Annotated in this window: 24 protein-coding genes; 20 read left to right on the plus strand and 4 right to left on the minus strand. The window is 54.9% G+C overall.

Features of this window, described 5'->3' with window-relative positions; all coding sequences use genetic code 11:
• Positions 1-15: 15 nt before the first annotated feature.
• The 5 genes from ACMZ66_RS15395 (at position 16) to ACMZ66_RS15415 (ending at position 5,461) form a co-directional block, all read left to right on the plus strand.
• Entirely contained in the window at positions 16-489 is a 474-nt protein-coding gene (locus tag ACMZ66_RS15395; protein ID WP_416938378.1) for a nucleoside deaminase, read from the plus strand.
• Positions 490-603: 114 nt separating this feature from the next.
• Positions 604-2,184, plus strand: a complete 1,581-nt coding sequence (locus ACMZ66_RS15400; RefSeq protein WP_416938485.1) for an ABC transporter ATP-binding protein — start codon at positions 604-606, stop codon at positions 2,182-2,184.
• A complete protein-coding gene (locus ACMZ66_RS15405; RefSeq protein ID WP_416938380.1) occupies positions 2,171-3,250 on the plus strand; it encodes an ABC transporter permease in 1,080 nt (359 codons plus the stop codon). The genes ACMZ66_RS15400 and ACMZ66_RS15405 overlap by 14 nt, the downstream gene beginning before the upstream one ends.
• Positions 3,250-4,170, plus strand: coding sequence for an ABC transporter permease (locus tag ACMZ66_RS15410; protein ID WP_416938381.1), 921 nt, complete (start codon positions 3,250-3,252; stop codon positions 4,168-4,170). The genes ACMZ66_RS15405 and ACMZ66_RS15410 overlap by 1 nt, the downstream gene beginning before the upstream one ends.
• A gap of 208 nt (positions 4,171-4,378) precedes the next feature.
• Positions 4,379-5,461, plus strand: coding sequence for a BMP family ABC transporter substrate-binding protein (locus ACMZ66_RS15415; protein ID WP_416938382.1), 1,083 nt, complete (start codon positions 4,379-4,381; stop codon positions 5,459-5,461).
• Positions 5,462-5,544: 83 nt separating this feature from the next.
• Here ACMZ66_RS15415 and ACMZ66_RS15420 read toward each other — a convergent pair whose 3' ends face one another.
• Positions 5,545-5,907 (minus strand): hypothetical protein, encoded by a 363-nt coding sequence (locus ACMZ66_RS15420; RefSeq protein WP_416938384.1) that lies wholly within the window; start codon positions 5,905-5,907, stop codon positions 5,545-5,547.
• Between the two features lie 116 nt (positions 5,908-6,023).
• Between ACMZ66_RS15420 and ACMZ66_RS15425 the strand changes: the two genes are divergently transcribed.
• Positions 6,024-7,196 (plus strand): helix-turn-helix transcriptional regulator, encoded by a 1,173-nt coding sequence (locus ACMZ66_RS15425; RefSeq protein WP_416938385.1) that lies wholly within the window; start codon positions 6,024-6,026, stop codon positions 7,194-7,196.
• A 109-nt stretch (positions 7,197-7,305) separates the two neighbouring features.
• Here ACMZ66_RS15425 and ACMZ66_RS15430 read toward each other — a convergent pair whose 3' ends face one another.
• The gene (locus tag ACMZ66_RS15430) at positions 7,306-7,917 is read right to left on the minus strand and encodes a hypothetical protein (RefSeq protein ID WP_416938387.1); all 612 of its coding nucleotides are present in this window, start codon (positions 7,915-7,917) and stop codon (positions 7,306-7,308) included.
• A gap of 369 nt (positions 7,918-8,286) precedes the next feature.
• Between ACMZ66_RS15430 and ACMZ66_RS15435 the strand changes: the two genes are divergently transcribed.
• The 3 genes from ACMZ66_RS15435 (at position 8,287) to ACMZ66_RS15445 (ending at position 11,141) form a co-directional block, all read left to right on the plus strand.
• Complete coding sequence (locus ACMZ66_RS15435) at positions 8,287-8,820, plus strand: PAS domain-containing protein (protein ID WP_416938389.1); 534 nt, start codon at positions 8,287-8,289, stop codon at positions 8,818-8,820.
• A gap of 36 nt (positions 8,821-8,856) precedes the next feature.
• Positions 8,857-10,026 carry a methyl-accepting chemotaxis protein gene (locus ACMZ66_RS15440; protein WP_416938391.1) on the plus strand — a complete coding sequence of 390 codons (1,170 nt, stop codon included), beginning with the start codon at positions 8,857-8,859 and terminating at the stop codon, positions 10,024-10,026.
• Between the two features lie 77 nt (positions 10,027-10,103).
• Positions 10,104-11,141, plus strand: a complete 1,038-nt coding sequence (locus tag ACMZ66_RS15445) for a histone deacetylase family protein (protein WP_416938393.1) — start codon at positions 10,104-10,106, stop codon at positions 11,139-11,141.
• Positions 11,142-11,213: 72 nt separating this feature from the next.
• Here ACMZ66_RS15445 and ACMZ66_RS15450 read toward each other — a convergent pair whose 3' ends face one another.
• A complete protein-coding gene (locus ACMZ66_RS15450; RefSeq protein ID WP_416938395.1) occupies positions 11,214-12,125 on the minus strand; it encodes a LysR family transcriptional regulator in 912 nt (303 codons plus the stop codon).
• A gap of 271 nt (positions 12,126-12,396) precedes the next feature.
• Between ACMZ66_RS15450 and ACMZ66_RS15455 the strand changes: the two genes are divergently transcribed.
• On the plus strand, positions 12,397-13,641 hold the full coding sequence (locus ACMZ66_RS15455; protein ID WP_416938397.1) for a urate hydroxylase PuuD: 1,245 nt from the start codon (positions 12,397-12,399) through the stop codon (positions 13,639-13,641).
• Positions 13,642-13,761: 120 nt separating this feature from the next.
• Here ACMZ66_RS15455 and ACMZ66_RS15460 read toward each other — a convergent pair whose 3' ends face one another.
• A complete protein-coding gene (locus tag ACMZ66_RS15460) occupies positions 13,762-14,745 on the minus strand; it encodes an MBL fold metallo-hydrolase (RefSeq protein ID WP_416938399.1) in 984 nt (327 codons plus the stop codon).
• 100 nt (positions 14,746-14,845) lie between these two features.
• Between ACMZ66_RS15460 and ACMZ66_RS15465 the strand changes: the two genes are divergently transcribed.
• The 10 genes from ACMZ66_RS15465 to ureC all read left to right on the plus strand — a co-directional run bounded on the left by ACMZ66_RS15465 (position 14,846) and on the right by ureC (position 25,475).
• Entirely contained in the window at positions 14,846-15,799 is a 954-nt protein-coding gene (locus tag ACMZ66_RS15465) for a LysR family transcriptional regulator (RefSeq protein WP_416938401.1), read from the plus strand.
• Between the two features lie 372 nt (positions 15,800-16,171).
• Positions 16,172-17,446: an urea ABC transporter substrate-binding protein gene (gene urtA, locus ACMZ66_RS15470; RefSeq protein WP_416938403.1), complete on the plus strand. Its 1,275-nt coding sequence runs from the start codon at positions 16,172-16,174 to the stop codon at positions 17,444-17,446.
• Between the two features lie 139 nt (positions 17,447-17,585).
• Positions 17,586-19,289 (plus strand): urea ABC transporter permease subunit UrtB, encoded by a 1,704-nt coding sequence (gene urtB / locus ACMZ66_RS15475; RefSeq protein ID WP_416938405.1) that lies wholly within the window; start codon positions 17,586-17,588, stop codon positions 19,287-19,289.
• Positions 19,290-19,292: 3 nt separating this feature from the next.
• Complete coding sequence (gene urtC, locus ACMZ66_RS15480; RefSeq protein ID WP_416938406.1) at positions 19,293-20,480, plus strand: urea ABC transporter permease subunit UrtC; 1,188 nt, start codon at positions 19,293-19,295, stop codon at positions 20,478-20,480.
• Complete coding sequence (gene urtD, locus ACMZ66_RS15485) at positions 20,477-21,277, plus strand: urea ABC transporter ATP-binding protein UrtD (protein WP_416938408.1); 801 nt, start codon at positions 20,477-20,479, stop codon at positions 21,275-21,277. Before urtC ends, urtD begins: the two co-directional genes overlap by 4 nt.
• A 12-nt stretch (positions 21,278-21,289) precedes the next feature.
• Positions 21,290-21,985: an urea ABC transporter ATP-binding subunit UrtE gene (gene urtE, locus ACMZ66_RS15490; RefSeq protein ID WP_416938410.1), complete on the plus strand. Its 696-nt coding sequence runs from the start codon at positions 21,290-21,292 to the stop codon at positions 21,983-21,985.
• Positions 21,986-22,160: 175 nt separating this feature from the next.
• Positions 22,161-23,093 (plus strand): urease accessory protein UreD, encoded by a 933-nt coding sequence (locus ACMZ66_RS15495; protein ID WP_416938413.1) that lies wholly within the window; start codon positions 22,161-22,163, stop codon positions 23,091-23,093.
• 27 nt (positions 23,094-23,120) lie between these two features.
• Positions 23,121-23,423 (plus strand): urease subunit gamma, encoded by a 303-nt coding sequence (locus ACMZ66_RS15500; RefSeq protein WP_416938415.1) that lies wholly within the window; start codon positions 23,121-23,123, stop codon positions 23,421-23,423.
• A 17-nt stretch (positions 23,424-23,440) separates the two neighbouring features.
• Entirely contained in the window at positions 23,441-23,746 is a 306-nt protein-coding gene (locus ACMZ66_RS15505) for an urease subunit beta (RefSeq protein ID WP_416938417.1), read from the plus strand.
• A gap of 16 nt (positions 23,747-23,762) precedes the next feature.
• Entirely contained in the window at positions 23,763-25,475 is a 1,713-nt protein-coding gene (gene ureC / locus ACMZ66_RS15510; protein ID WP_416938419.1) for an urease subunit alpha, read from the plus strand.
• The last annotated feature ends 7 nt before the right edge of the window (positions 25,476-25,482 follow it).

Raw genomic sequence — 25,482 nt, forward strand, 5'->3', positions numbered from 1 at the left:
TAAAGGAGATTGGCTGTGTGTGACGCCAAAGGCCATATGCGCCACGCCGTGGATTTGTCACGGCAAAAAATGGATGAAGGATGTGGTGGACCGTTCGGTGCAATCATTGTTCGCGATGGCGAAGTGATTGCCGAAGGATGGAACAATGTCACATCCAATAACGATCCGACTGCCCATGCCGAGGTCAGCGCCATTCGTGCTGCCTGTGAAAAGCTGGGTACGTTCAACCTGTCGGGTTGTGAAATCTATACCAGTTGCGAACCCTGCCCGATGTGCCTTTCGGCAATCTATTGGGCCCGTCTCGACAAGATCTATTATGCCAATGGCCGCGACGATGCTGCTGCCATCGGTTTTGATGATCAGTTCCTGTATGATGAAGTGGCAAAGCCGATCAATGATCGTTCCTTGCCAATTGTTCATGTCGATTTGCCCGAAGCGCGCGAAGTGTTCGCTGCGTGGGATGCCAAAACCGACAAGATCGCATATTGAGACCGTTTGATTGCAATACGTTATGCGGTAAAACCGCACAGGGGTTGTAGATCATATCGCTAAATAGGGGTGGCAACAGTGACGTCAACGACCGGTGATGCCGGGGCAGAAGCGATGAAGGGGGCGGCACCCGCGCAGTTGGAAGTGCGCGGTGTGACCAAGGCCTTTCCGGGCTGTCTGGCCAATGACGATATCAGTTTCCGTATCGAGCCTGGTGAAATCCATGCGCTGCTCGGTGAAAACGGCGCAGGCAAAAGTACGCTTGTGAAAATCATTTATGGCGTGCTGCAGGCCGATCAGGGCGAATTGCTCTGGGATGGCAAGCCGGTCACGATCCAAAGCCCGCATGACGCACGCGAAATGGGCGTTGGTCTGGTGTTCCAGCATTTCTCGCTGTTTGAAACCATGACCGTGCTCGAAAACATCGCACTGGCGATGAATGATGTGCGCGATATGGACGCGTTGCGCAAACAGGTGATCGAGGTCGAAAAGACCTATGGTCTGCCACTCGACCCTGATCGCCACGTTTATACGCTCTCCGTTGGTGAGCGTCAGCGCATCGAGATTGTCCGTTGCCTGTTGCAGAACCCCAAACTTCTGATCCTTGATGAGCCGACCTCGGTTCTGACGCCGCAAGAAGTTGAAAAGCTGTTTGAAACCCTGCGTCGTCTGGCCGATGAAGGCTGCGCGATCCTTTATATCAGCCACAAGCTGCACGAAGTAAAAGCCCTGTGCCAGAACGCAACCGTTCTGCGCGGTGGCAAGGTTGTTGGCAGCTGTGATCCGCGTGCGGAAACGGCCAAATCCATGGCCGAGATGATGATCGGTCAGAAACTGACGGCACCGGATCGTGGTGCGCAACGTCAGTTTGGCGATGTTCGTCTTGAAGTTTCCGACCTTTCACTGATCAGTGACGAGCAGTTCGGCACGCATCTGAAAAATATCGACCTTACCGTGCGCGGTGGCGAGATCATGGGCGTTGCCGGTGTTGCCGGGAACGGTCAGAACGAACTGTTCAGTGCGCTTGCCGGTGAAACCGAACACGAAGCAGCCCCGGACAGCATCAAGATTGAGGGCAAATCGGTAGCCCATTTCGGTCCACGCCGACGCCGTCGTTTGGGCGCGGCCTTTGTGCCTGAAGAACGCAATGGTCATGGTGCTGTGCCAGATATGAGCCTGTCGGAAAACGGCTTTTTGACCGCGTTCCGTCGCATGGCGCTTTCTGCGCGTGGTTTGATCCGCGAAGTCCAGACCAAGTCGTTTGCCGATAACATCATCAAGACTTTTGATGTGCGCACGACCGGATCGGGGGCAGAAGCAGGATCGCTTTCGGGTGGTAACCTTCAGAAGTTTATCGTTGGTCGTGAAATCATGCAGGACCCGGGTGTTCTTGTGATTTCGCAGCCGACCTGGGGGGTGGATGCCGGCGCGGCCAGTGCCATTCACCAGGCGCTTTTGAACCTGGCGGCCAAGGGCACGGCGGTTTTGGTGATTTCCCAGGATCTCGACGAGATTTTTGCCATTTGTGATTCCGTCGTTGTGATGGCGGAGGGCAAAATGTCCAAGCCGCGTCCGATGGCCGATGTCAGCATCGAAGAAATTGGTCTGTTGATGGGGGGCCTTCATGATCTTGAAGGCGACGCGACCCCGGCGAACGACACGCAAGACGTAGGAGGTCGCGTTGGTCAGGCTTGAACCCCGTCGCCAGCACTCCCAGGCGATGGTTTATCTGTCGCCGGTTCTGGCAATCCTTATGACGCTGGTGGTCGGCGGGATCATCTTTGCCTTTCTGGGCAAGAACCCGTTTGATGCGCTCTATACCTTCTTCATTCTGCCGATCAATAACAGCTATGGCATCTCCGAGCTGTTTGTGAAGGCAACCCCGCTTGTGATCATTGCGGTCGGTCTTGCGATGGGCTTCCGTGCCAATGTCTGGAACATCGGCGCGGAAGGTCAGCTGACCATGGGGGCGATTTTTGGCGGTGGCTTGGCGCTGTATTTCCATGACAGCGAAAGCATGCTTTTGATGCCAGCCATGTTCTTGCTGGGTGCATTGGGTGGCGCACTTTGGGGGGCGATCCCCGCCTTGCTGCGCACGCGCTTTAATGCCAATGAAATTCTGACCAGCCTGATGTTGACTTATGTCGCGACCCTGTTCCTGAGCTTCCTTGTGCATGGTCCGTGGCGTAACCCGGAAGGTTTCAACTTCCCGGAATCCCGCCCGTTCCCGGATGCTGGTTTGCTGCCGATCATTTATGACGGCACGCGCGTTCATCTGGGCACGGCAGTTGCCGTGTTTGTGGTGATTGCCGGTTGGTTGTTGCTGTCAAAATCCGTGATCGGTTTCCAGCTTCGCGTGGTTGGCAAGGCCCCGCAGGCCGCCCGTCACGTTGGTTTCCGTCAAAAACGCATGGTGTGGTTCACCCTTCTTCTGGGCGGAGCACTCGCCGGTCTTGCCGGTTTGTTTGAGGTTGCCGGTCCGATTGGTCAGCTGCAGCCTTCCATTTCGCCGGGCTATGGCTTTACCGCGATTATCGTGGCGTTTCTTGGTCGCTTGCATCCGGTAGGTATCTTGTTTGGTGGTCTGATCATGGCGCTGACCTATTTGGGCGGTGAATTGGCCCAGATTACGCTTGGTCTGCCAAATGCAGTGACCGGGCTTTTCCAGGGGATCTTGTTGTTCTTCCTGCTGGCCTGTGACGTTCTGACCAAATACCGCATTCGTTTCGGTTCAATCGCGGCCAAAGGGAGAACCGCATAATGGAATGGCTTGTTCCCTTTATTCTGACCGTCATCACCGCATCGACCCCGCTTTTGCTGGCGGCATCGGGCGAGTTGGTGACCGAGAAATCCGGTGTTTTGAACCTGGGCGTTGAAGGCATGATGCTGGTTGGTGCGATTGCCGGTTTTGCCGTCACCGCATCATCTGGTTCGGCGATCCTTGGCATTCTGGCCGCTGTTCTGGCCGGTGTTTTGATGTCGCTGATCTTTGCCTTTTTGACCCTGACGCTGATGGCAAATCAGGTGGCAACGGGCTTGGCGCTGACGATCTTTGGCGTTGGTTTTTCAGCCCTTGTCGGATCAGGTTTTGTTGGCTTTGCGATTGCACCGCTTCCGGCCCTTTCGATCCCTGGCATCAGTGCCATTCCGGTGATTGGCCCGATCCTGTTTGGGCAGGATTTCCTGGTGTATCTGTCAATTGCGGCGGTGGTTGCGATTGGCTGGTTCCTGGCGAAAACGCGTGCCGGTCTTGTGCTTAAGGCGGTTGGGGATTCCCATCATTCGGCCCATGCGATTGGCTATTCCGTGATCAAGATCCGCTATCTTGCCACCATGTTTGGCGGGGCGATGGCCGGTCTTGGCGGGGCGTATCTTTCGCTGTCCTATACGCCGATGTGGGCGGAAAACATGACCGCCGGTCGTGGCTGGATTGCACTGGCATTGGTGGTCTTTGCAACGTGGCGTCCCGGACGTCTGGTTGCGGGTGCCTATATGTTTGGTCTTATCTCGGTGATGCAGCTTCATGCGCAGGGGGCTGGCATTCATGTGCCGTCTCAGTTCATGTCGATGCTGCCATATCTGGCGACTGTGATTGTGCTGGTGATTATTTCCAGTGACCGTGCGAAAATCAGACTGAATGCGCCTGCCTGTATCGGCCAGGCGTTCAGGGCCGCCCAATAAGGGGCGGTTCTGCTTTTGGGATCGGGGCACGTCAAATGATGTTCCGACCCAACGGGAGGAAGGCTCGCGTCGGGCCAAAACTCAATCAAGTCGACCGGTCGTTTTGGGCCGGTTTGACTGAGTCTTGGTTCGGGCGTGATCGCGTCATTGATTGGATAGTGGATTGCGTATAAATCCTAATCTGCTGATTAACAGGGAGACCTAACGAATGAATGCAACTTTCGTGAAGCGCACGATCGCTGCTGTAGCAGCCGTCGGTGCACTCGCAACCGGCATGGGTAGCGCCCAGGCCGAAGACGCTAAAGTCGGTTTTGTCTATGTTGGCCCGATTGGTGACCATGGCTGGTCCTACCGTCACGACATCGGCCGTCAGGCAATCGAAGCTGAGCTCGGCGATAAAGCATCGACCAGCTATGTTGAAAGCGTGCCGGAAGGTGCCGACGCAGAGCGTGTGATCCGTCAGATGGCCCAGACTGGCCATAACCTGATCTTCACCACCTCGTTCGGTTACATGAACCCGACCGAAAAGGTTGCCAAGCAGTTCCCGAACGTGAAGTTCGAACATGCGACCGGTTACAAGCGTGCCGACAACCTGTCGACCTATGCTGCGCGTTTCTATGAAGGCCGTTATGTTGCTGGTGTGATCGCCGGTAAAATGACCAAGTCGAACATCGTTGGTTATGTCGGTTCCTTCCCGATCCCGGAAGTTGTCCGTGGCATCAACTCCTTCATGATGGGCGCATGGTCGGTTAACCCGGACGTTCAGGTCAAAATCGTTTGGGCAAACACCTGGTATGATCCGGGCAAAGAAGGCGATGCTGCCAAGGCGCTGATCGACCAGGGTGCTGACATCATGGTTCAGCACACCGACAGCCCGGCACCGCTTCAGGTTGCTGAAAACCGTGGCGTTCTTGGTTTCGGTCAGGCTTCTGACATGATCAAGTTCGCACCGAAAGCACAGCTGACCGCGATCGTTGATAACTGGGACAGCTACTATGTCGCGCGTGCCAAAGCTGTTGTCGACGGCACCTGGGAGTCCATGGATACCTGGGGTGGCATCAACACCGGCATGGTCGAGATGGCTCCGTACACCAACATGCCTGACGACGTAAAAGCGCTGGCAGAAGCAACCGCAGCTAAAATCGCTTCGGGTGAATTCCATCCGTTCACCGGCCCGATCTATGATCAGGCAGGCGAGTTGCGCGTCAAAGAAGGCGAAGTTGCTGATGACGGCATGCTGCTTGGCATGGACTGGTACATCAAAGGCATCGACGCTGAACTGCCAAAATAAGTCAGCTTTCCAATCCACCCGGATTGGCTAAATGACGAAGCCCCGCGCATTGATTTGCGCGGGGCTTTTTGCATGCCGGTTTGTTATGCGGGGTTTTTTGGGCGAATGCGGGCTGGTCCGTCCGACTTTTCATAGGCGACCATTTCGGTGCGCGGATGGCGGAGGGCATAAAGGGCTGCGCGCCAGCCATGAAGTTTGACCTTGTGCTCGCGCGTCTTTCCAGCCCACTTCTCGCGAAACAGGTCCATGTCATCGCGGCGTGAAAAATAGATCACCAAGTCAACAAAGGGGGCGGACTGATCGGAGCGCGGCAGTTCAATGTTGCGAATGCCCATGGTCCACATGTCGCTGCGTACATTCAAATCCAGCCAATCGAGAACCTGCTGGGCCGAATGCTTTTCGTGAATAACCACGCGATATGGAAAATTTCGCAAATCTTTGCTCATGTATTTTCCCCCTTTGGAACATACAACCCTAGTCTTCGGCTTAGGTCAGTACTTCTTGATATATATGGTTTTTCGGTGTTTGACTAAAAAGATGGTTGAACAGGGATGCTGGCCGGATGTGGTCTTCTGACGAATTCGAAGAATATAACAAACTTATTCCGCAATTTTACGAAGCTGCGATTTCGCCCGAACTTTGGTGCGAACGGCTTGATTGGCTGGCAGGGCTTCTGCGGACGCAAAATGCCATCATCATGCATATCGAAAATATTCGGCCCGAGATTTCCGAGTATTCCTTTCATGCCAATAGCTGGGTGCCAAGCGAGGCGATTGCAGAATATCTAAGCCTTGGTCTTAACCAGAATGACGGGTCGGAATATTTTCATCTGCAAGACCTGTATCGGTTTTCCGTTGGCGATGAGGTCCGCCACCAAAACGGCGATACATCCCCATCAAAGTTCTATCCCTGGCTTGAAAAGACCACCGGGTGCAATCAGGCCGCTGGTATGTGTGTGTCGAAGGACGCAGCGGGCTATGACATTCTGACGGTGCATTACCGTGATGATGGCCCGTTCATGCCGTCCGAGGCGACGGATAAGCTCCGCTTTATTGGCCCGCATCTGACCAAGGTTCTGGAAATGAACCGCCCGGTGCATTTGCTGCGCCATCGCTATGGTGCGTTTCTTGATGTTCTTGATCGGTTGCGGATCGGGGTTGCGATCCTTAATGCCAATGGTGAGATCGTTGTCATCAACGAAGAATTCAGCCGCATTCTTGATAGCCGCGATGCCCTGATTGTCGGGCCGGGTCAAAAGCTAACTGCCAATGATGATCAGGATGCAAGACGCCTGTCGCAAGCGGTTGGGAAACTCAGCCAGCAAGCCTTTATCGAAAAGACATCGGAAAACCTGCGCCTCAATAGCCGGATCAATGAAAGCAGTGCCTATTTGCTTGATTTGGCGCCGTTGCGTGAAAAGCACGGCACATTTGGCGGGCAGTTTTCCGGGGTGCTGGCAACGGTGGTTGATCCGTTCTGGTACACCGATATCAATACCGATCTTCTTAATCGCCACTTTGCCCTGACGCGTACTGAAACCGATGTGTTTGACGCGGTCCTGCGCGGCCTGAGTAACAGCGAAATCGCCGAACATCTGGGCAAGGGGCCAGAAACCGTTAAATCCCAGCTTGCCAGCGTCTATCGCAAAACCGGGGTAAAGGACCGCTTGGAGCTGGTCCGCTTGGCGGTGCAAATGATCATTCCGCTCAAAGAAGATCAGATTATTCCGGGTTAATTCCGCCTGTTTGGATCGGTGGGTGGGGTCTGGTTCCCGGGTACAGAAACCAGACCCAAATTGGTGCCGGGTCAGGGATGATGGCACCAATTCGCATCACCAGATGGGATCAGCCAGCTTTCTGGCCAAGGTCAAGTTCGCGCACGTCAACAAGACCGCGCTTTTTGTGGACCTTGGTGTATTTGACCGGGAATTTGTGGGTCTGGGAATAGAACCAGGTCCGGGTGTTTGAGCTGTCTTTGCAAACCACTTCATAGGTCGGAATGGTGCTGGTGCCCAGGGTCACCATGGCGGTGCCAATGACGCTGCAATCACGCGTCTGGGTCCAGCTGTCAGTGCCGTCCGTGCCCTCAATCCCGTAAGATTCTATATTGCCGATCTTGAGCGGCCAGATGTCACCGGTATGGGTCAGGGTCTGGGTGCCGGTTGATCCGCTGCAATCAGCCCATTTGACGTCCGGTGCCAGGAAGCCATCCCCGACATAGGTGCAACCAGCATCTTCACCCTCGGTGACTTCAAAGCTGTAAACGCCATCGCCAACAGCGGTGACAGTTGCAACTTCGTGCTCGCCATTGCGGTAATAGGCATAGGTATCGCCAACAGCCAGGGCCGGTTTGGCCAGCGACAGCAAATTAACATTGGTATCACGGACCACATTGTTAGTGGTCTGGCAGGCTGCCAAGGCGCCAAGCAGCGCGCACGAAACGACAAACTTCTTCATCTGGTTCTCCTGATCATCCAAACCCGGTTTTGTGTGAAGCGGTAATGGTTTGTACCGGGATGTTTATTAGGCGATTGAATGTGAATTTGATCACGCGCGCATCCCCCGCACGGGGGAGGAAGCACAGATGATTGGAAACATTAAAAACGGTCAGGTGAATTTTTTGGGTTGTTTCCCCATCTGTGCTTTAGGAAAATGGCGAAATGGTATTAGAATAATTCTGAGAATTCGGTGCCGCGAACTGGGCTGGAACTGTATGAAAAATTTACATTTTTTCTTCGCGGAACTATTGTTACATGGTAATCGAATTGTCCAACTTGCCTGCATCTTTGGATTGCAAGGTAGGATCAGAATAAACGGGGTATCAAGGTGAGTGAGAAGCGTTCAGGCGTCCAGCCATCTGGCAAGGAACGTCATTTCAAGCCGGAAGAACTGATTGTCAGCAAGACCGACCTTAAGGGTCGCATTACCTATGCCAACGAAGTTTTTCTGCGCCTTTCCGACTATACCGAGAAGGAAGTGCTGGGGCAGCCGCATTCGTTGATCCGCCATCCTGATATGCCGCGCTGCGTATTCAAGCTGCTGTGGGACCAGATCGAAGCCGGTAAGGAAATCTTCGCCTATGTGCTCAATATGGGCAAAAAGGGCGATCATTACTGGGTCTATGCCCACGTCACGCCGACCTTTGATGCCAATCACAAAGTCATTGGTTACCATTCCAATCGCCGCGTGGCTGATCCCAAGGTGCTGAGTGACAAGATCATTCCTCTCTATGCGGAGCTTCGCAAGATCGAGGAAAGCACATCCAACCGCAAGGACGGCATGCATGCCGCATCCGACGCCCTTGCCAAAAAGCTTTCGGATGCCGGTATGGCATACGACAAATTCATTCAAAGTCTCTAACGGCTTTGGTCCCAAATCGAAGGTTCGAGGTTCGCAATGGCGCTATTTGGTGGTTCCAAGTCCGGTATCAAAAAGGCACTCGATGTGGTTCTGGCCGCAGCCGAGGGCAATTACGAAGCCCGTATTACCAATGTCGATAGTCACCCCGATATGCGCGACCTGTTTGTCGCCATCAACCGTCTGATCGACCGCAATGATGCGTTCCTGCGCGAAAGTGCGGCATCGATGGGCGCAGTTTCGGAAAACCGTTATTACCGCCGTATCGTTGAAACCGGTCTTGTTGGCGAATATCTGTCCTCGGCCAAGCGCATCAATGCCGCGACCGCATCCATCGAACAGAAGCTGTCTGGCTTTGCCGATATCCTGGGCGAGTTCAAAAGTGGTTCGTTCGAAGCAGTTGATGATATCGCCAATGCGGCATCGGCACTTTCCGAAGCATCGGGTGAGGCCAACACCATTGCCCATGAAACCAGTTCCCGTTCGACCAACGTTGCCGCCGCTGCGCGCCAGACCGCAAGCAACGTCACCGAAGTTTCGGCCGCATCCGAAGAACTGAACCAGTCGATCCGCGAAGTATCCGAACAGGCCCGTGAATCGGTCCAGATTGCCAATCGTGCAAACGGTCTGGCGCAAGAAACCGATGGCCGAATTGGCGAGCTTGAAGCCGCTGCTGGCGAGATTGTCGAAGTTGTCAGCTTCATCCGTGACATTGCAGCACAGACCAACTTGCTCGCACTGAACGCCACCATCGAGGCCGCGCGTGCTGGCGAAGCCGGTAAGGGCTTTGCCGTTGTTGCCAACGAGGTCAAAGGCCTTGCCAACCAGACCAGTAAGGCAACTGAAAGCATCGAAGAAAAAGTTCAGGATATCCAGAACGCGATTGAACAATCGGTTGGCGCAATCCGCGAGATTGCCGGTGTGATAGATGATCTGGCGGCGCGGTCCGATACCATTTCAGGTAATGTGGAAACCCAGGCGCATCTGTCATCGAACATCACGCGCAATGTCGAACAGGCATCAAGTGGCGCACAGGAAGTAACAGATAACATCACCGTGGTATCCGACATGGCGGGCCGTACCGGCGAGGCCGCCGATACCACCCGTGAAATGGCCAGCCGACTGGCAGATCAATCGGAAAACTTGCGCAAACATCTGGCAGGCTTCCTCGATACCATCGAAAAGCTGCTTTATACCGCCAAGAAATAGCCGTTTTCGGCGGATTATGATCCTGCAGGGCGTTTTACGATGCCCTGCAGATATTTTCAAAACAGGGGAGTGGTGCGATGCGTGTGTTTTTTAATTCACGTCACGATGCCCATGACGGGGCTGGCGAAATGCACCACGGGCGGATGGTGCCCTGTTTTGAAAATGCCCGGCGTATTCCAATCATCCGCGATGCGGTGGCCCATGCGGTCAAAGCCCATCTGGTCGATCCGGCCGATCACGGCATGGACCCGATCCGGGCGATCCATGATCCGGACTATCTTGATTTCATCGAAAATGCCTGGGGTGAATGGACCAAGGTCGGCAAGACCGGCGATGCCTTCCCCTATGTCTGGCCGACAGCCGGTTTTTCCGGTGGCAATCCCAAACATATCAGCGCGCGGCTTGGTGCTTTTGCATTTTCAAGCGACACCCCGATTACCCAAGGCACCTGGAAGGCTGCCTATTGGGGGGCGCAAACCGTGGTGTCGGCGGCGGACGCAACATGGAATGATGGCGAGGCATCCTTTGCCCTGACCCGCCCACCGGGACATCACGCCCATGCCAACCGCTATGGCGGATATTGCTTCCTTAATAACGCTGCGATTGCCGCCCAGAAGATGATCAGCAAGGGGGCGAAAAAGGTCGCGATCCTTGATATCGATTACCATCACGGCAACGGCGCGCAGGATATCTTCTATGAACGGGGCGATGTCCTGACCATCTCGATCCATGCCGATCCGACCCATCAATTCCCGTTCTTCATGGGCTATGCCAATGAAACCGGTCGCAATGACGGGCAGGGTGCGAACCTGAATGTCCCACTTGCGGGTGGCAGTGATTTTGGTGCCTGGGGTCAGGGCTTTGCCAAGGCGATGCAAAAGCTTGTCACCTGGCAGCCAGATGCGCTGGTCATCGCGCTTGGTGTTGATGCGCATGAAGCAGAACCGATTTGCGATTTCAAACTTCAGACCGATGATTTCAACCGGATTGGTCAAATGATCGGGCGTTTGGGCCTTAAAACCGTGTTCACCATGGAAGGCGGTTACGCCCATGATGTGATCGGCTTGAATGTGGCTGCGGTGCTTTCGGGATATCTTGAACAAGCCAAGCGCTGAACAATTGCGTGGTCAAACGAAAACGCCCCGTGCAGATTGCCGGGGCGTTTTGTTTTGAGCGCTACTAGCCTGCTAGCGTTCCCAAGGCGGGGTTCCGCCAAACTCGGACACCAGAAAATCGACAAAGGCGCGCACGCGCGTCGGCAGGTACCGGTTTTCCGGATAAAGCGTATAGACCGCGTGTGATGGCGGTTGGTAGTCGGGCAGAACGACCTTGAGTTTGCCATCGCGGACCAGTTCGCCGACTTCCCAGTTTGATTTTAGTGAAATGCCATAGCCATCAAGACACCAGCGTGTCAGGACTTCACCGTTATCTGAATCCATTGATCCGGACACCGCAAGGGTGGTGGGGGCTTCGTCATTCGGGCCGGTCAGCGTCCATTGATATTGCCGCGAACCCGGGAAACGCAGCAAAAGGCAATTGTGGTTTAAAAGATCAGCCGGGGCTTTGGGGGTGCCATGCTTTGCCAGATAATCCGGGCTTGCAACCAGCATGCGTTTGTTCGAGGCAAGCTTGCGCACGATCAACGAGCTTTCCTTAAGCTCGGCAATGCGGATTGCCAGATCGACCTTGTCTTGCAGAAGATCCAAAAGCCGGTCGGAAAGATGCAGTCTGATCTGCACATCCGGGTTCTTTTCCACGAATTTCGGAATGATCGGCGCGATATATTTATTGCCAAACGCGACCGGGCAGGTCAGCGTTACAGGACCGCGCGTGGTGTTTTTCTGATTGGCGATGGCGTTTTCCGCTTCCTGCATTTCTGAGAGAATACGCAGGCAATGGCGGTAATAAACATCGCCCTCGGTCGTCAGATTGACCCGGCGCGTTGTGCGGTTCAACAGCCGGACGCCAAGGCGTTCTTCAAGGCGGGCAATCCGGTTGGAAACAACAGCAGCAGAATGGCGCAGCTCGCGGCCAGCGGCAGAAAGGTTGCCCAATTCGGCAACGCGGACAAAAATCTGGATGTCCTCAAAGTCGGACATGGCGCGGGAAGCTCCTGAACTAACGTGATCAACTAACGTGATTTATGGCGTTTATGATTGTTCTATATTCAATTTAATGGCGCACACTGTGCCATTTTAAAGAATAATTTGAAAGTCATTTCGATTATGCTCAGCCCCTTAATAATAGAGGCGGCGGGACGCCTATGTTAGGACAAGATAAGAGATTGATTTGAACGGTTCCGGATTATGGCGGGGACAAGCCAGCCGGATCTGACCATCAGAGGGGCAGCCAACGTGCGCCGGACTGCAAATGGCAGTCGGTGGTCCGCACCGCGGCGAGACGGAGGTTTCAAGCACCGTGGATATTCTGTTTCAGGACTGGATCAACCTGATCCTGCGCTGGGCGCACTTGATTACGGGCATCGCCTGGATCGGGTCTTCGTTCTATTTCGTCTGGCTTGATCTGTCCTTGCGCAAGCGTCCGGGCATGGATGAGGGCGTTTATGGCGAAGCCTGGATGGTCCATGGTGGCGGGTTCTATCACGTCAATAAATGGATGGTCGCGCCAAGCTCCATGCCGCCAGATCTTCACTGGTTCAAATACGAAGCCTATTTCACCTGGATTACCGGCTTCGCGCTTCTCGTAACGATGTATTACTGGAGTGCAGAAAGCTATCTGATCGATCCAAGCGTTCTGGCGCTGACCAAGATGGATGCGATCCTTATTGGTCTTGGCAGCCTGTTCGCCGGTTGGGTGATCTATGACATCATCTGCAAAAGTTCGATTGGCAAAAATACCGGCACGCTTGCCGTTGCTCTGTTCATCCTGATCATGGTGGCAAGTTATCTGTTCACCAATGTGTTCAGTGGCCGTGGTGCATTCATTCATGTCGGTGCGATGATTGGCACGATCATGGCCGCCAACGTGTTTCGCATCATCATTCCGAATCAGAAAAAGGTCGTCGCCAGCCTGATGGCCGGTGAAAAGCCCGACCCGAAGCTGGGCCTTCAGGCGAAACAGCGTTCAACGCACAATAACTACCTGACCCTTCCGGTGTTGCTGATGATGATCAGCAATCACTATTCGATGCTGTTCTCTCACGATCAGTCCTGGCTGATTGTTGGTCTGATCCTGATCATCGGTGGTCTGGTGCGTCATTTCTTTAACACGCGCAATGCCGGTGGTACCGGCAAGGCGATCTCCTGGCAGCTTCCCTCGGCTGCGGTTGGGATGGCGATCCTTGCGATGTTTGCATCCTATGACCCGAACGCGGTCGAGCTTGCAGACGAAGATATGATTACTGCCAACCACGCGATGGCGATTGTTCAGACCCGCTGTTCGACCTGCCACTCGGCAAACCCGACCGATGAGGGTTTTGACGAAGCCCCGGCAGGCGTGATGTTTGATGATCTGGCCCAGATCGAAGCCAATGCGCAACGTGTCCTTGCACAGGCCGTGATTGGCCGTGCCATGCCGCTTGGCAATATCACAGAGATGACCGACGAGGAACGCGCCCAGCTTGGGCAGTGGATCCGCGCGGGCATGCCGGAATAGGATTTTTCCTTCCCGGTTAATCAGCAGAAAGGGCGGTCGCGTGATGCGGCCGCCCTTTTGCGTTGCTAATGTTTCAAGACCGGCGGGGTTGGGGGATCATATTCCGGTCTTGATCAGGTATCAGACGTCCGCGCGATAATTCATCGGCACCCAGTCATACATGGTCGCGTCTTCACGCACATGGCCAAAGCCCGGGAAGGCAACGTGGCAACCTGCCACCAGATACTTTTCCTTTACCGCTTCGGCAAAGGCCGCTTCGCGCGATTTGATCGCCATGTCGGTATCGCCATCAAAGGCAATCGCGACATTCGGGTCATCAAACTGCACGACATCGCCGTGGGTGATATCGCCCCAATAGACAAACTTCTCGCCCTTGCTTTCGATCCAAAGCGCGCTGTGACCCGGCGTATGACCCGGGCGGAAGGTGGTGTTGACCTTGCCCGGGATGGCTGCGGCATCGGGTGCAAATTTCTCAAGCTTACCGCTATCGATATAGGGGGTGAGGGCTGCAACCGCCTGATCAAAGAATGCCTTGGCATCATCAGGCGCTGCGGCCTTGTTTTCCGCACTCAGCCAGAACGCGGCATCAGCCTCGGGCACATGGACCGTAGCATTGGCAAAGACCTTCTTGCCGCCCAAGGTCAGACCACCGGTATGGTCAGGATGAACGTGGGTGATCACGACATCATCGACCTGATCGGGGTGGTAGCCCGATGCGATCATATTTGCCGGAAGCTTGCCAAGGGACGGGCCCATCAGATCGCTGGTACCGGCATCAAGCAGAACCAGACGATCACCAAAGTTCAGCAAATAGGCGTTGACCGAAAGATAGGTCGGGGTTCCCTGAAACGCATTGGCAAGCGCCAGGCGGGCCTGTTCCGGCGTTGTGTTGACGTAAAGATCGGCAATCGGGAACTGACCGGTGCCGTCTGATAGGGCGGTGACTTCGACGTCACCCACCATGATGCGGTAATAGCCCGGTGCCTGGGTGCCGACCAAAGGTGCCTTTGCCTTGGCTGTCAGCGGGACAAAGACCGTGCTGCCAATGGCGCCGACGGCACCAGCGGCAAGCGTGCTTTTAAGCAAATCGCGACGTGATAACATTTTCTTTTCCCTCAAATATCGCCGGTGGGGAACCAGCGGGTTGTAACCTGATGGGGAAAAGCTATAGTGCCTTTAGTCAGTAATCAAATCGATGCCAATCATGGATAATATTGATCATTTCAATTTACGGTCCTTCGATCTCAACCTCATGATTGCGTTTGACGCAATGATGCAAGAGATGAGCGTCACCAAGGCTGCCGAAAAACTGCGCATTGGTCAGTCCGCCATGAGCCACAATCTCAACACGCTTCGCATGCTGTTGGGGGATGATCTTTTTGTCCGTGTTGGTCAGAAAATGCAGCCGACAGCCAAGGCGCGTGCGCTGGCAGGGCCGGTGCGCACTGCGCTGTCACAGGCGCAAAACGCCCTTCAGGCAACCGATTGCTTTGATCCGACAACGGCAGAACGCGTTTTTCGTCTTGGTGTGACCGGCGAAATGGAAATGATCCTGCTTCCGGCACTTTTGCATCACCTGCAGCAACAGGCACCGGGCATCAAGCTGCTCAGCCGTCCGATCACGGCCGATAGCGTTGATATGATGGTCAATACCGGCGAGATCGAAATGGCAATTGGCTGCAAAAGTCAGCTGCAAACCGGGCATTTTGGCGAGGTGCTGTTTAATTCCGAGGTTGCCTGCTGCTTTAATGCTGATCTGGTGGGGTTAAAAGCGCCGATTTCGCGCGATCAATATCTGGCGTCCCGCCATGCGGTTCTGTCGCAGACCGAAAATGTCGCCGGATGCGTTGGTGTGGCACTTCAGGGATTGGGCATTGAGCTGAACGTTGTGCTGGCGGCACCCGATTTTATGCCGCTACTGGCTGCGGCCCGCAACACACCGGTGATCGCAACGGTGCCGTGCCGGATTGCCACCCAATATGCGCCGCTATTTGGCTTGTCCTATTGTCCGATGCCGATTGATGTGGCCTTTCCGCCGGTAACCATGAACTGGGCGCTTTGGACAGATAAGGATGTCGGGCTTGTCTGGTTGCGTGAGCAAATCCGCACAGTGATCGCGTCAATCGCCCCTGATCATGCCGTCTTGGCCGCCGAGTAATCAGGCTTTTTGACCGCGAATTTCGTCCTGAAATAATAACGCCCCGCCGGCAAGCCGACGGGGCGGGAAGCCGCCATTCATCAGGCGGATTGTGGTGCAATAACCGCAATGAAGGCGAAACTTCCGCCTTTCAAATAGGGCGCGCAAACTACGCAGTCAATGTGATTAAAAAGTAATCAAATTTTAATCTGTGATTGAAAAATAATCATACAAAAACCGGTCTGCGCAAATATTTTCCCTAAAATGGCTGTGGAATAGTCGCATATTGCGTGGGAATCCCTCGATTCTTGATTTTATTCTATTGTCGTTTGAATCTGGCATGGTTTTAGCAAGGTCTACTGCGGTGCAATAAACTCGCAGTGGAGGCTATAAATGAATAAGAAGCTTCAGGCGCTGATCAGCGCTGGGGCCATGGCAGTGTCCGCAATGGCAATGTCAGCCGCACAAGCAGCAGATACCATCAAAGTTGGTGTGCTGCACTCTCTCTCCGGGACGATGGCTATTTCCGAAACCACGCTGAAGGACACCGTCCTGATGCTGGTCGACGATCTGAACAAGAACGGTGGTCTGCTTGGGAAGCAGGTCGAGGCTGTGGTCGTTGACCCGGCATCTGACTGGCCGCTTTTCGCCGAGAAAGCACGCGAACTGATCGAAAAAGATCAGGTTTCCGTTGTTTTCGGTTGCTGGACCTCTGTGTCGCGTAAATCGGTTCTGCCGGTTTTCGAAGAGCTTAACAGCATGCTGTTCTATCCGGTTCAGTACGAAGGTGAGGAAAGCTCACGTAACGTATTTTACACCGGTGCTGCTCCGAACCAGCAGGCCATTCCGGCTGTTGATTACCTGATGAGCGAAGATGGCGGCTCCGCTGAGCGCATCGTGCTTCTGGGTACGGACTATGTTTATCCGCGTACCACCAATAAGATCCTGCGTTCTTACCTGAACGGCAAGGGTATCTCCGATGAAGACATCATGGAGAACTACACCCCGTTCGGTCATTCCGACTGGCAGTCGATCGTTGCTGACGTGAAAGCATTTGCTTCCGCTGGCAAGAAAACCGCAGTGGTTTCGACCATTAACGGTGACGCTAACGTTCCGTTCTACAAAGAACTCGCCAACCAGGGCATCAAAGCTGAGGACATCCCGGTTGTTGCATTCTCTGTTGGTGAAGAAGAGCTTGCTGGTATCGATACCGCACCGCTCGTTGGTCACCTTGCTGCCTGGAACTACTTCCAGTCGGTTGAAGCAGATGCGAACTCTGCCTTCATCGAAAAATGGCATGCCTTTATCGGTGATGAGTTCCGTGTAACCAACGACCCGATGGAAGCAACCTATATCGGCTTTAACATGTGGAAACAGGCTGTTGAGCAGGCTGGCACCACTGATGTTGATGCCGTTCGTCAGGCAATGTACGGCCAGGAAGTTGCTAACCTGACCGGCGGTACCGCTGTCATGAACACCAACCACCACCTGTCCAAGCCGGTTCTGATCGGCGAAGTCCAGGATGATGGCCAGTTCGACATCGTTTGGGAAACCGAAGGCACCGTCGTTGGCGATGCTTGGTCTGACTTCCTTCCGGAAAGCGCAAAGCTGACCGCCGACTGGACCTATCCGTGGGTCTGCGGCAACTGTGAAAAACCGATGTACTAATTGGTTTCGGATGGGCCGGTCGTGGAAACGCGACCGGCCTGTTCATTTTAGGCGCATTGGCTAGGCTCTCTGGGTCTTTGCCTGAAATTCGCGCTTTCTTTATCCAATTTTCCATATTGAATTCAAAGGTTTGGTGATCATGCGCAATGAAGTGTTTTCAGTGCTGCGCCGTTCTCCGTTCTCAATGACCAAAACGCGTGATGTTCTGTGCCGGTTGGGTGCGGTTATCGCGTGTCTGGCGCTGCTTGTGATCGCAACACCGCACAGTGCGCAGGCCTTTAGCGACGAAGAACTGCGAAACATCGCCGAACAGCTTAACGATAAAAGTGCGACCAAAAAGGTCGCAGTAATCGAAGAAATGGCGGCCGATGGCGACCCGCGAGTGGCGCCGATCCTGAAAGCCATGCTTGAGGGTGACCTTTATGTCCGTGACAGCGACGAACATGTCGTGATCGCGACGAAAAAGGGCAATGTCTATACCCATATCGATATCGTCAGCGGTGAAGAAGCTGGCGAAAGCAGCTCCAAGGAGCTGTCGAAAATCAAGATCAACAACCGTCTTCGCGGTGCGCTGCGCGATGCGCTGGCGACGCTGAACCTGTTTAGCCCGGATCTGAATGTCCGAACGGCTGCGGTTGAGCAGATCATGGATGCGCGCGATCCGGCCATGTTGCCGCTGCTTCTGCGCGCGATTGACCGTGAAGAAGACGAAACGCTTCTGGCCCGCATGCAACTGGCCGAGGCCACCATGGCATTGGCTGCGGGGGAAACCACTGATGAGCGCCTAAGCGCAATCATGGTTCTGGCCAGTGAAACCACCCCGCAAATTCGTGCGGTCCTGTCGCAATTCGTCGCCAGCGCCGAGGCCGAAGGATACGAGCCCGAAGTCGTTGAAGCAGCAAAGGACGCGCTGGCATCGGTTGAGAGACGTCTGTCCACCTGGCAGACGGTTGGCGATGTTTATCGCGGCATCAGCCTGGGTTCGGTTCTGTTGCTGGCCGCTGTCGGCCTTGCCATTACCTTTGGCGTGATGGGCGTGATCAACATGGCGCATGGCGAAATGATCATGATCGGTGCCTACACGACCTTTGTGGTGCAGCAGGCCTTGGCACCCTTCTTGCCATCAGGTTCAGCCTGGTCATTGGCGATTTCGGTTCCGGCGGCCTTCCTTGTTGCTGGTGCGGTTGGTGTTGTGATCGAGCGATGCGTAATTCGCTTCCTTTATGGTCGTCCGCTTGAGACACTTCTGGCGACCTGGGGTGTAAGCCTTGTCTTGCAGCAGGCCATTCGTTCGATCTTTGGTGCAACCAACCAGCAGGTCACCGCGCCTGATTTCATGAGTGGTGCGATCGAATTTTCGACCGGTCTGGTTCTGACCTATAACCGTCTTTGGATCATCCTGTTTAGCGTGATTGTCGTGGCTGGAATTGCTGCTGTTCTGCGTTACACGGCCTTTGGTCTTCAGATGCGCGCGGTGACGCAAAACCGCCGCATGGCCGGTTCGGTTGGTATCCGTACCGGGTATGTGGATGCACTGACCTTTGGTTTGGGGTCGGGGATTGCCGGGATTGCCGGTGTGGCGCTCAGCCAGATTTCCAACGTCAGCCCGAACCTTGGTCAGACCTACATCATTGATAGCTTCATGGTGGTTGTGTTCGGCGGGGTCGGGAACCTGTGGGGTACGGTACTTGGCGCGTTCAGCCTTGGCATCGTCAACAAGTTCCTTGAGCCGGTGGCAGGGGCCGTTCTGGCCAAGATCTTTGTCCTAATCGCCCTGATCCTGTTTATCCAGAAACGACCCAAGGGGCTGTTCGCCCTTAAGGGCCGCGCGGTGGAGGCCTGATCCATGACCGATTACGCCCGAAAATATCAAATGACGCCGGTTGTTGGTTGGCTTCTGAACGACCGTGGCGGGATGATCCTGCTTATGATCCTGATTGCTGCGGCGATCCTCGTGCCTGCCGGAAACCTTCTGGTGCCGGAAAGCTCGGCCTTCCATGTGCCAACCTGGATGTTGAGCTTGCTGGGCAAGTATCTTTGCTATGCGCTACTCGCTCTTAGCGTCGATCTGATTTGGGGTTTCTGCGGTATTCTGTCGCTTGGTCACGGTGCGTTTTTTGCGCTTGGTGGCTATTCGATGGGCATGTATCTGATGCGCCAGATCGGTGATCGCGGTGTCTATGGCGACCCGATCCTGCCGGACTTCATGGTCTTCCTGAACTGGAAGGAATTGCCATGGTACTGGTACGGCTTTGACATGTTCTGGTTCGCCATTGTCATGGCGATGTTTGTACCGGGACTTCTGGCCTTTGTGTTTGGCTTCCTTGCCTTCCGCTCGCGCGTGACGGGTGTGTATCTTTCGATCATCACCCAGGCGATGACCTATGCGCTGTTGCTCGCCTTCTTCCGCAACGATATGGGCTTTGGCGGCAATAACGGTCTGACGGACTTCAAGGATCTGCTTGGCTTCTCGTTGCAGTCCGACGGGACGCGTGCCGGATTGTTCGTCGCATCCTGCGTGTTTCTTGGCATCTGCTATATCGTGGCGCGCGGGATTACCCAGTCACGTCTGGGCAAGGTTTTGATTGCCATTCGTGATGCGGAAAGCCGGGTGCGTTTCACCGGCTACCGGGTTGAGTATTACAAGCTGTTTGTCTTTACTGTTTCGGCCGTGATGGCGGGGATTGCCGGGGCGCTTTATGTGCCGCAGGTCGGCATCATCAATCCGGGCGAATTTGCCCCGGCCCTTTCGATTGAAATCGTTATCTGGGTCGCGGTTGGCGGGCGTGGCACGCTGTATGGTGCTGTGCTTGGCGCGTTTATCGTCAACTATGCCAAGACCTTCTTCACGGGGGTTATGCCGGACTTCTGGCTGTTCTTCCTGGGTGGTCTGTTCATTGCCGTCACCCTGTTCCTGCCAAAAGGTGTGATTGGTGCGGTTCCGGCATTCGGGGCGGCTGATCGCCAATCGCTGTTTACGACATGGCGCAAACGCATTGCTGATCGCCGCGCAAATGAAGGAGGCAAAGCATGAGTGACGCAGCTGTCATGGAAAAGAATGCCTCGGACGAACCGCAGATCAAATCAGCGCGATCGGAAACCATTCTTTATGTCGACGGGGTGTCGGTGACCTTTGATGGGTTCCGTGCGCTTAATAACCTGTCGTTTTATGTTGAGCCGGGCGAACTTCGCGCCATTATCGGTCCGAACGGTGCGGGTAAAACGACGATGATGGACATCATCACCGGTAAAACGCGCCCGGATACGGGTGATGTGCTGTTTAAAAGCGAGATCGATCTGACCAAGATGGACGAGGCGGAAATTGCCAATCTGGGCATCGGCCGCAAGTTCCAGAAGCCGACCGTTTTTGAAAGCCATACGGTGTTTGATAACCTGCTTCTGGCCTGTTCTGGCGGACGTGGGGTGTTCAAGGCGCTGTTCCACAAGCTTTCCGCTGCAGAGAAAATCCGGATCGAAAAGACGCTGGTCACCATCATGCTCGAAGACAAGCGTGACGAGATGGCAGCGAACCTGTCGCACGGGCAAAAGCAGTGGCTGGAAATCGGCATGCTTTTGATGCAGGAACCCGAACTTCTTCTGGTCGATGAGCCGGTTGCCGGGATGACAGATTCCGAAACCGAAGAAACGGCGAAACTTTTACGATCAATCGCCAAGGAATATTCGGTCGTCGTGGTTGAACATGACATGGAATTTGTCCGCGACCTTGATTGCAAGGTGACCGTTCTGCACGAAGGATCGGTTCTGGCCGAAGGCCGCCTTGATCATGTGCAGAAAGACCCGCGGGTCATTGAAGTTTATCTGGGGCGCTAGGGGAAAACTGTCATGCTTGATGTCAGCAAAATTGATCTGTTCTACGGCGCGTCCCATGCGCTTCGCAAAGTGTCACTCAATGCTGAAACCGGCAAGGTTACCGCAGTTCTGGGGCGCAATGGCGTTGGCAAAACATCATTGATGCGTGCCGTTGTCGGGCAACATCCGATTGCGGACGGCAACATCAAATGGGAAGGCAAGGATATCTCGCGCGATCCATCCTGGCGCCGTTCGGCCAATGGCATCGCGATTGTCCCGCAAGGGCGCGAGATTTTCCCGCTTCTGACCGTGAAGGAAAACCTTGAAACCGGCTTTGCCGCCTTGCCACGTGCCATGCGCCATATCCCCGATGAGATATTCGAACTGTTCCCGGTTCTGCGTGACATGCTCGGCCGTCGCGGTGGGGATCTTTCAGGCGGTCAGCAACAGCAATTGGCAATTGGCCGTGCACTTGTCACCCGTCCGCGTTTGTTGGTGCTTGATGAACCGACCGAGGGCATTCAGCCATCGATCATCAAGGACATTCAACGCGTGATCAAACAGCTGGCCGATCGTGGCGACATGGCGATCCTTCTGGTCGAACAATATTTCGAATTCGCCCATGAACTGGCCGATGAAATCGTTGTGTTGGAACGTGGCGAAGTGGTGCTTTCGGGCGCGAAGGATACGTTGGATCGGGAAAAAGTGCGGGCCTATCTGACTGTTTGATCAGCATTTGCCAAAATTTTGCGCAAAATTCACGTGATTGATCAGACCAATAGAGATCAAAATCCGTGGATCGGCATGGATTTGGTTTTTGGCCCGCATCTTGCTGTTAAGCCCCTTGGAATTGCCGGTGAACGGTATCAGGTTCAACAACTGGACCTATAGATAAGGTGGCTTAGTGCAACTTCGCAAACTCGAAACCCCGGTATCTGCGGATCAAAGCGCGGATACAGAACTGACCCAAACCGTCCAGCGCATCATCACCGATGGCCGGGCCGAGGTCACTTTCCGTCAGGGAACCGGTCCTGCCCATCAGGGCGGGCATGCGGCACTTGATCATCTTTATTACCGTGATCCGATGAAAATCCTGTTCCCGCGCCCGGTTGCGGGGGACCTGACAACGGCTGTTTTGGTGACCACATCGGGCGGCATGGTAGGCGGCGACAAGCTGGCCTTTGCCGGTAAGGTCGAGGCGGGCGCATCCGCGCTCTTTACCGCGCAGGCAGCAGAAAAGATTTACCGCTCGGTCGGGCCGGATTGTGAAATGTCGGTTGATCTTGCGGTGGCTGATGGGGGCTGGCTTGAATGGTTGCCCCATGAAAGCATCCTGTTTGATCAGGCCCGCCTGAGACGCAAGACAACGGTTTCGGTTGCCGGTTCGGGCATGGTGATGGCCGGTGAGATGATGGTGTTTGGCCGTCTGGCGCGCGGTGAAGTTTTCACCACGGGTCTTGCACGCGATGCCTGGGACGTTTCGATTGATGGTCGTCCGATCTGGCGCGATGCGCTCCATCTTGAAGGCGATGTGTTGCGCATGCTCGATCATGAAGCGGCCTTTGACGGCGCGCGGGCCAATGCGACCGCCATTTTGGTCGGGCAGGGTGCTGAAGATCATCTTGAGGATGCGCGCGATTGTCTGGAGCAGGCGTCTGCTGGCATGGCGGGCGGTGATGTTTTATGTGCCGCGACCGCGATGAAGGGGATTGTGATTGCGCGTTTCATGGCGCGCGATCCGATGAAATTGCGCCGGGTTTACGGCGCATGGTGGAAGCAATTCCGCCATAAAACACGGGGGCTTCCCGAACGCTTGCCGCGTTTGTGGGAGATTTGAAATGGTGGATCCAAGGAGTAGGCAGGCATGAATCTGACGCCACGCGAAAAGGACAAGTTGCTGGTTTCGGTTGCCGCCATGGTGGCGCGCAATCGCCTTGCACGGGGGGTGAAGCTGAACCATCCCGAAGCCATCGCAATCATTACCGATTACGTCGTTGAAGGCGCACGTGATGGCCGATCTGTTGCCGAACTGATGCGCGACGGGGCGACCGTGATCACGCGCGCGCAGGTGATGGATGGCATTGCCGAAATGATCCACGAAATTCAGGTCGAAGCCACCTTCCCGGACGGGACGAAGCTTGTGACCGTTCACGAACCGATCCGTTAAGGAAGGAGGACCAAGTCATGATTCCAGGTGAAATCATTACCAAGGAAGGCAGCCTCATCCTCAACGAGGGGCGTGAAACCAAAACCATCAAGGTTGCCAATACCGGCGACCGGCCGGTGCAGGTTGGTTCGCACTATCATTTCTATGAAACCAATCCGGGCCTTGATTTTGACCGCGAAGCCGCACGTGGCTTCCGCCTTGATATCCCGGCGGGTACGGCTGTTCGTTTTGAGCCGGGCCAATCGCGCGAGGTCAATCTGGTCAAATATGCCGGTACCGGCACGGTCTATGGCTTTAACGCCAAAGTTAACGGCAAGCTCTAAGCGGGGGATGGGATAAATGGCATATGAAATTGATCGTCCGTCCTACGCTGCCATGTTTGGCCCGACTGTGGGCGACAAGGTGCGATTGGCCGACACCGACCTGATTATCGAGGTCGAAAAGGACTTCACCACCCTTGGCGAAGAAGTCAAATTTGGTGGCGGCAAGGTGATCCGTGACGGCATGGGCCAGTCACAGGCAACGCGCGCCGAAGGTGCGGTTGATACCGTGATCACCAATGCGCTGATTCTTGATTATACCGGCATCGTCAAAGCCGATATCGGCATTAAGGATGGCCGTATTGCCGGTGTCGGTAAGGCCGGGAACCCGGATGTGCAGCCCGGTGTGGATATCATCATTGGTCCGGGGACCGAGGTGATTGCCGGTGAAGGCAACATCATCACCGCAGGCGGCATTGACGCACACATTCACTGGATTTGCCCGCAGCAGGTTGAAGACGCGCTTTATTCCGGCGTCACCAGCATGCTGGGTGGCGGGACTGGCCCGGCGGCCGGAACGAACGCGACCACCTGTACACCCGGTCCGTGGCATATTGCCCGGATGCTTCAGGCAGCTGACGGTATTCCGATGAATATCGGCTTCTTTGGCAAGGGCAATGCGACCCTGCCGGGATCGTTGATCGAACAGATCAAGGCGGGTGCTTGTGGCCTGAAGCTGCATGAAGACTGGGGGACAACGCCAGCTTCGATTGATACCTGTCTTTCGGTGGCCGATGACCTTGATGTTCAGGTCATGATCCATACTGATACCTTGAATGAAAGCGGCTTTGTCGAGCATACCCGTGCATCGTTCAAGGGCCGCACCATTCATACCTTCCACACCGAAGGTGCCGGTGGCGGTCACGCGCCAGACATCATCAAATTGTGTGGTGAAGCCAACGTTCTGCCAAGCTCGACCAACCCGACCCGTCCGTTCACGGTCAACACGATTGACGAGCATCTGGACATGCTGATGGTCTGCCATCACCTTGATCCGAAAATCCCAGAAGACGTCGCCTTTGCCGAAAGCCGTATCCGCCGCGAAACCATTGCGGCCGAAGATATCCTGCATGATCTTGGCGCGTTTTCGATCATCTCGTCTGACAGTCAGGCGATGGGGCGTGTTGGTGAAGTCATCACGCGTACCTGGCAAACAGCCGACAAGATGAAAAAGCAGCGTGGAGCTTTGCCCGAAGATGCGGGCAAGGGGAATGATAACTTCCGCGCCAAACGCTATGTCGCGAAATACACCATCAACCCGGCAATTGCGCAGGGCATTGGCGCGCATGTCGGCTCCATCGAAGTTGGCAAGATCGCCGACCTTGTGGTTTGGAAGCCGATGTTCTTTGGCACCAAGCCCGACATGGTGGTGAAGGCCGGCATGATTGTCGCGGCCGCCATGGGGGATCCGAACGCATCGATCCCGACACCGCAGCCGGTTCATTACCGCCCGATGTTTGGTGCGTACGGCAATGCGATTGCGAAATCGAGCTTCTCGTTCGTATCCCAGGCCGGGATTGATGCGGGTATTGCCGCCGAATTTGGCCTGTCCAAAGAACTTCTGGCCGTGTCGAACACGCGTAACATCGGCAAGAAGGACATGAAGCTGAACGATGCGTTGCCCGCGATGGAAGTCGATCCGGAAACCTATCAGGTGACGGCAGATGGTGAGCTTCTGACCTGTCAGCCGGTCGATGTTGTGCCGATGGCACAGCGTTACTTCCTGTTCTGAGCATCAT

Origin of the sequence: Thalassospira sp., from assembly GCF_048059015.1 — a bacterium.
Classification (GTDB): Bacteria; Pseudomonadota; Alphaproteobacteria; order Rhodospirillales; family Thalassospiraceae; genus Thalassospira.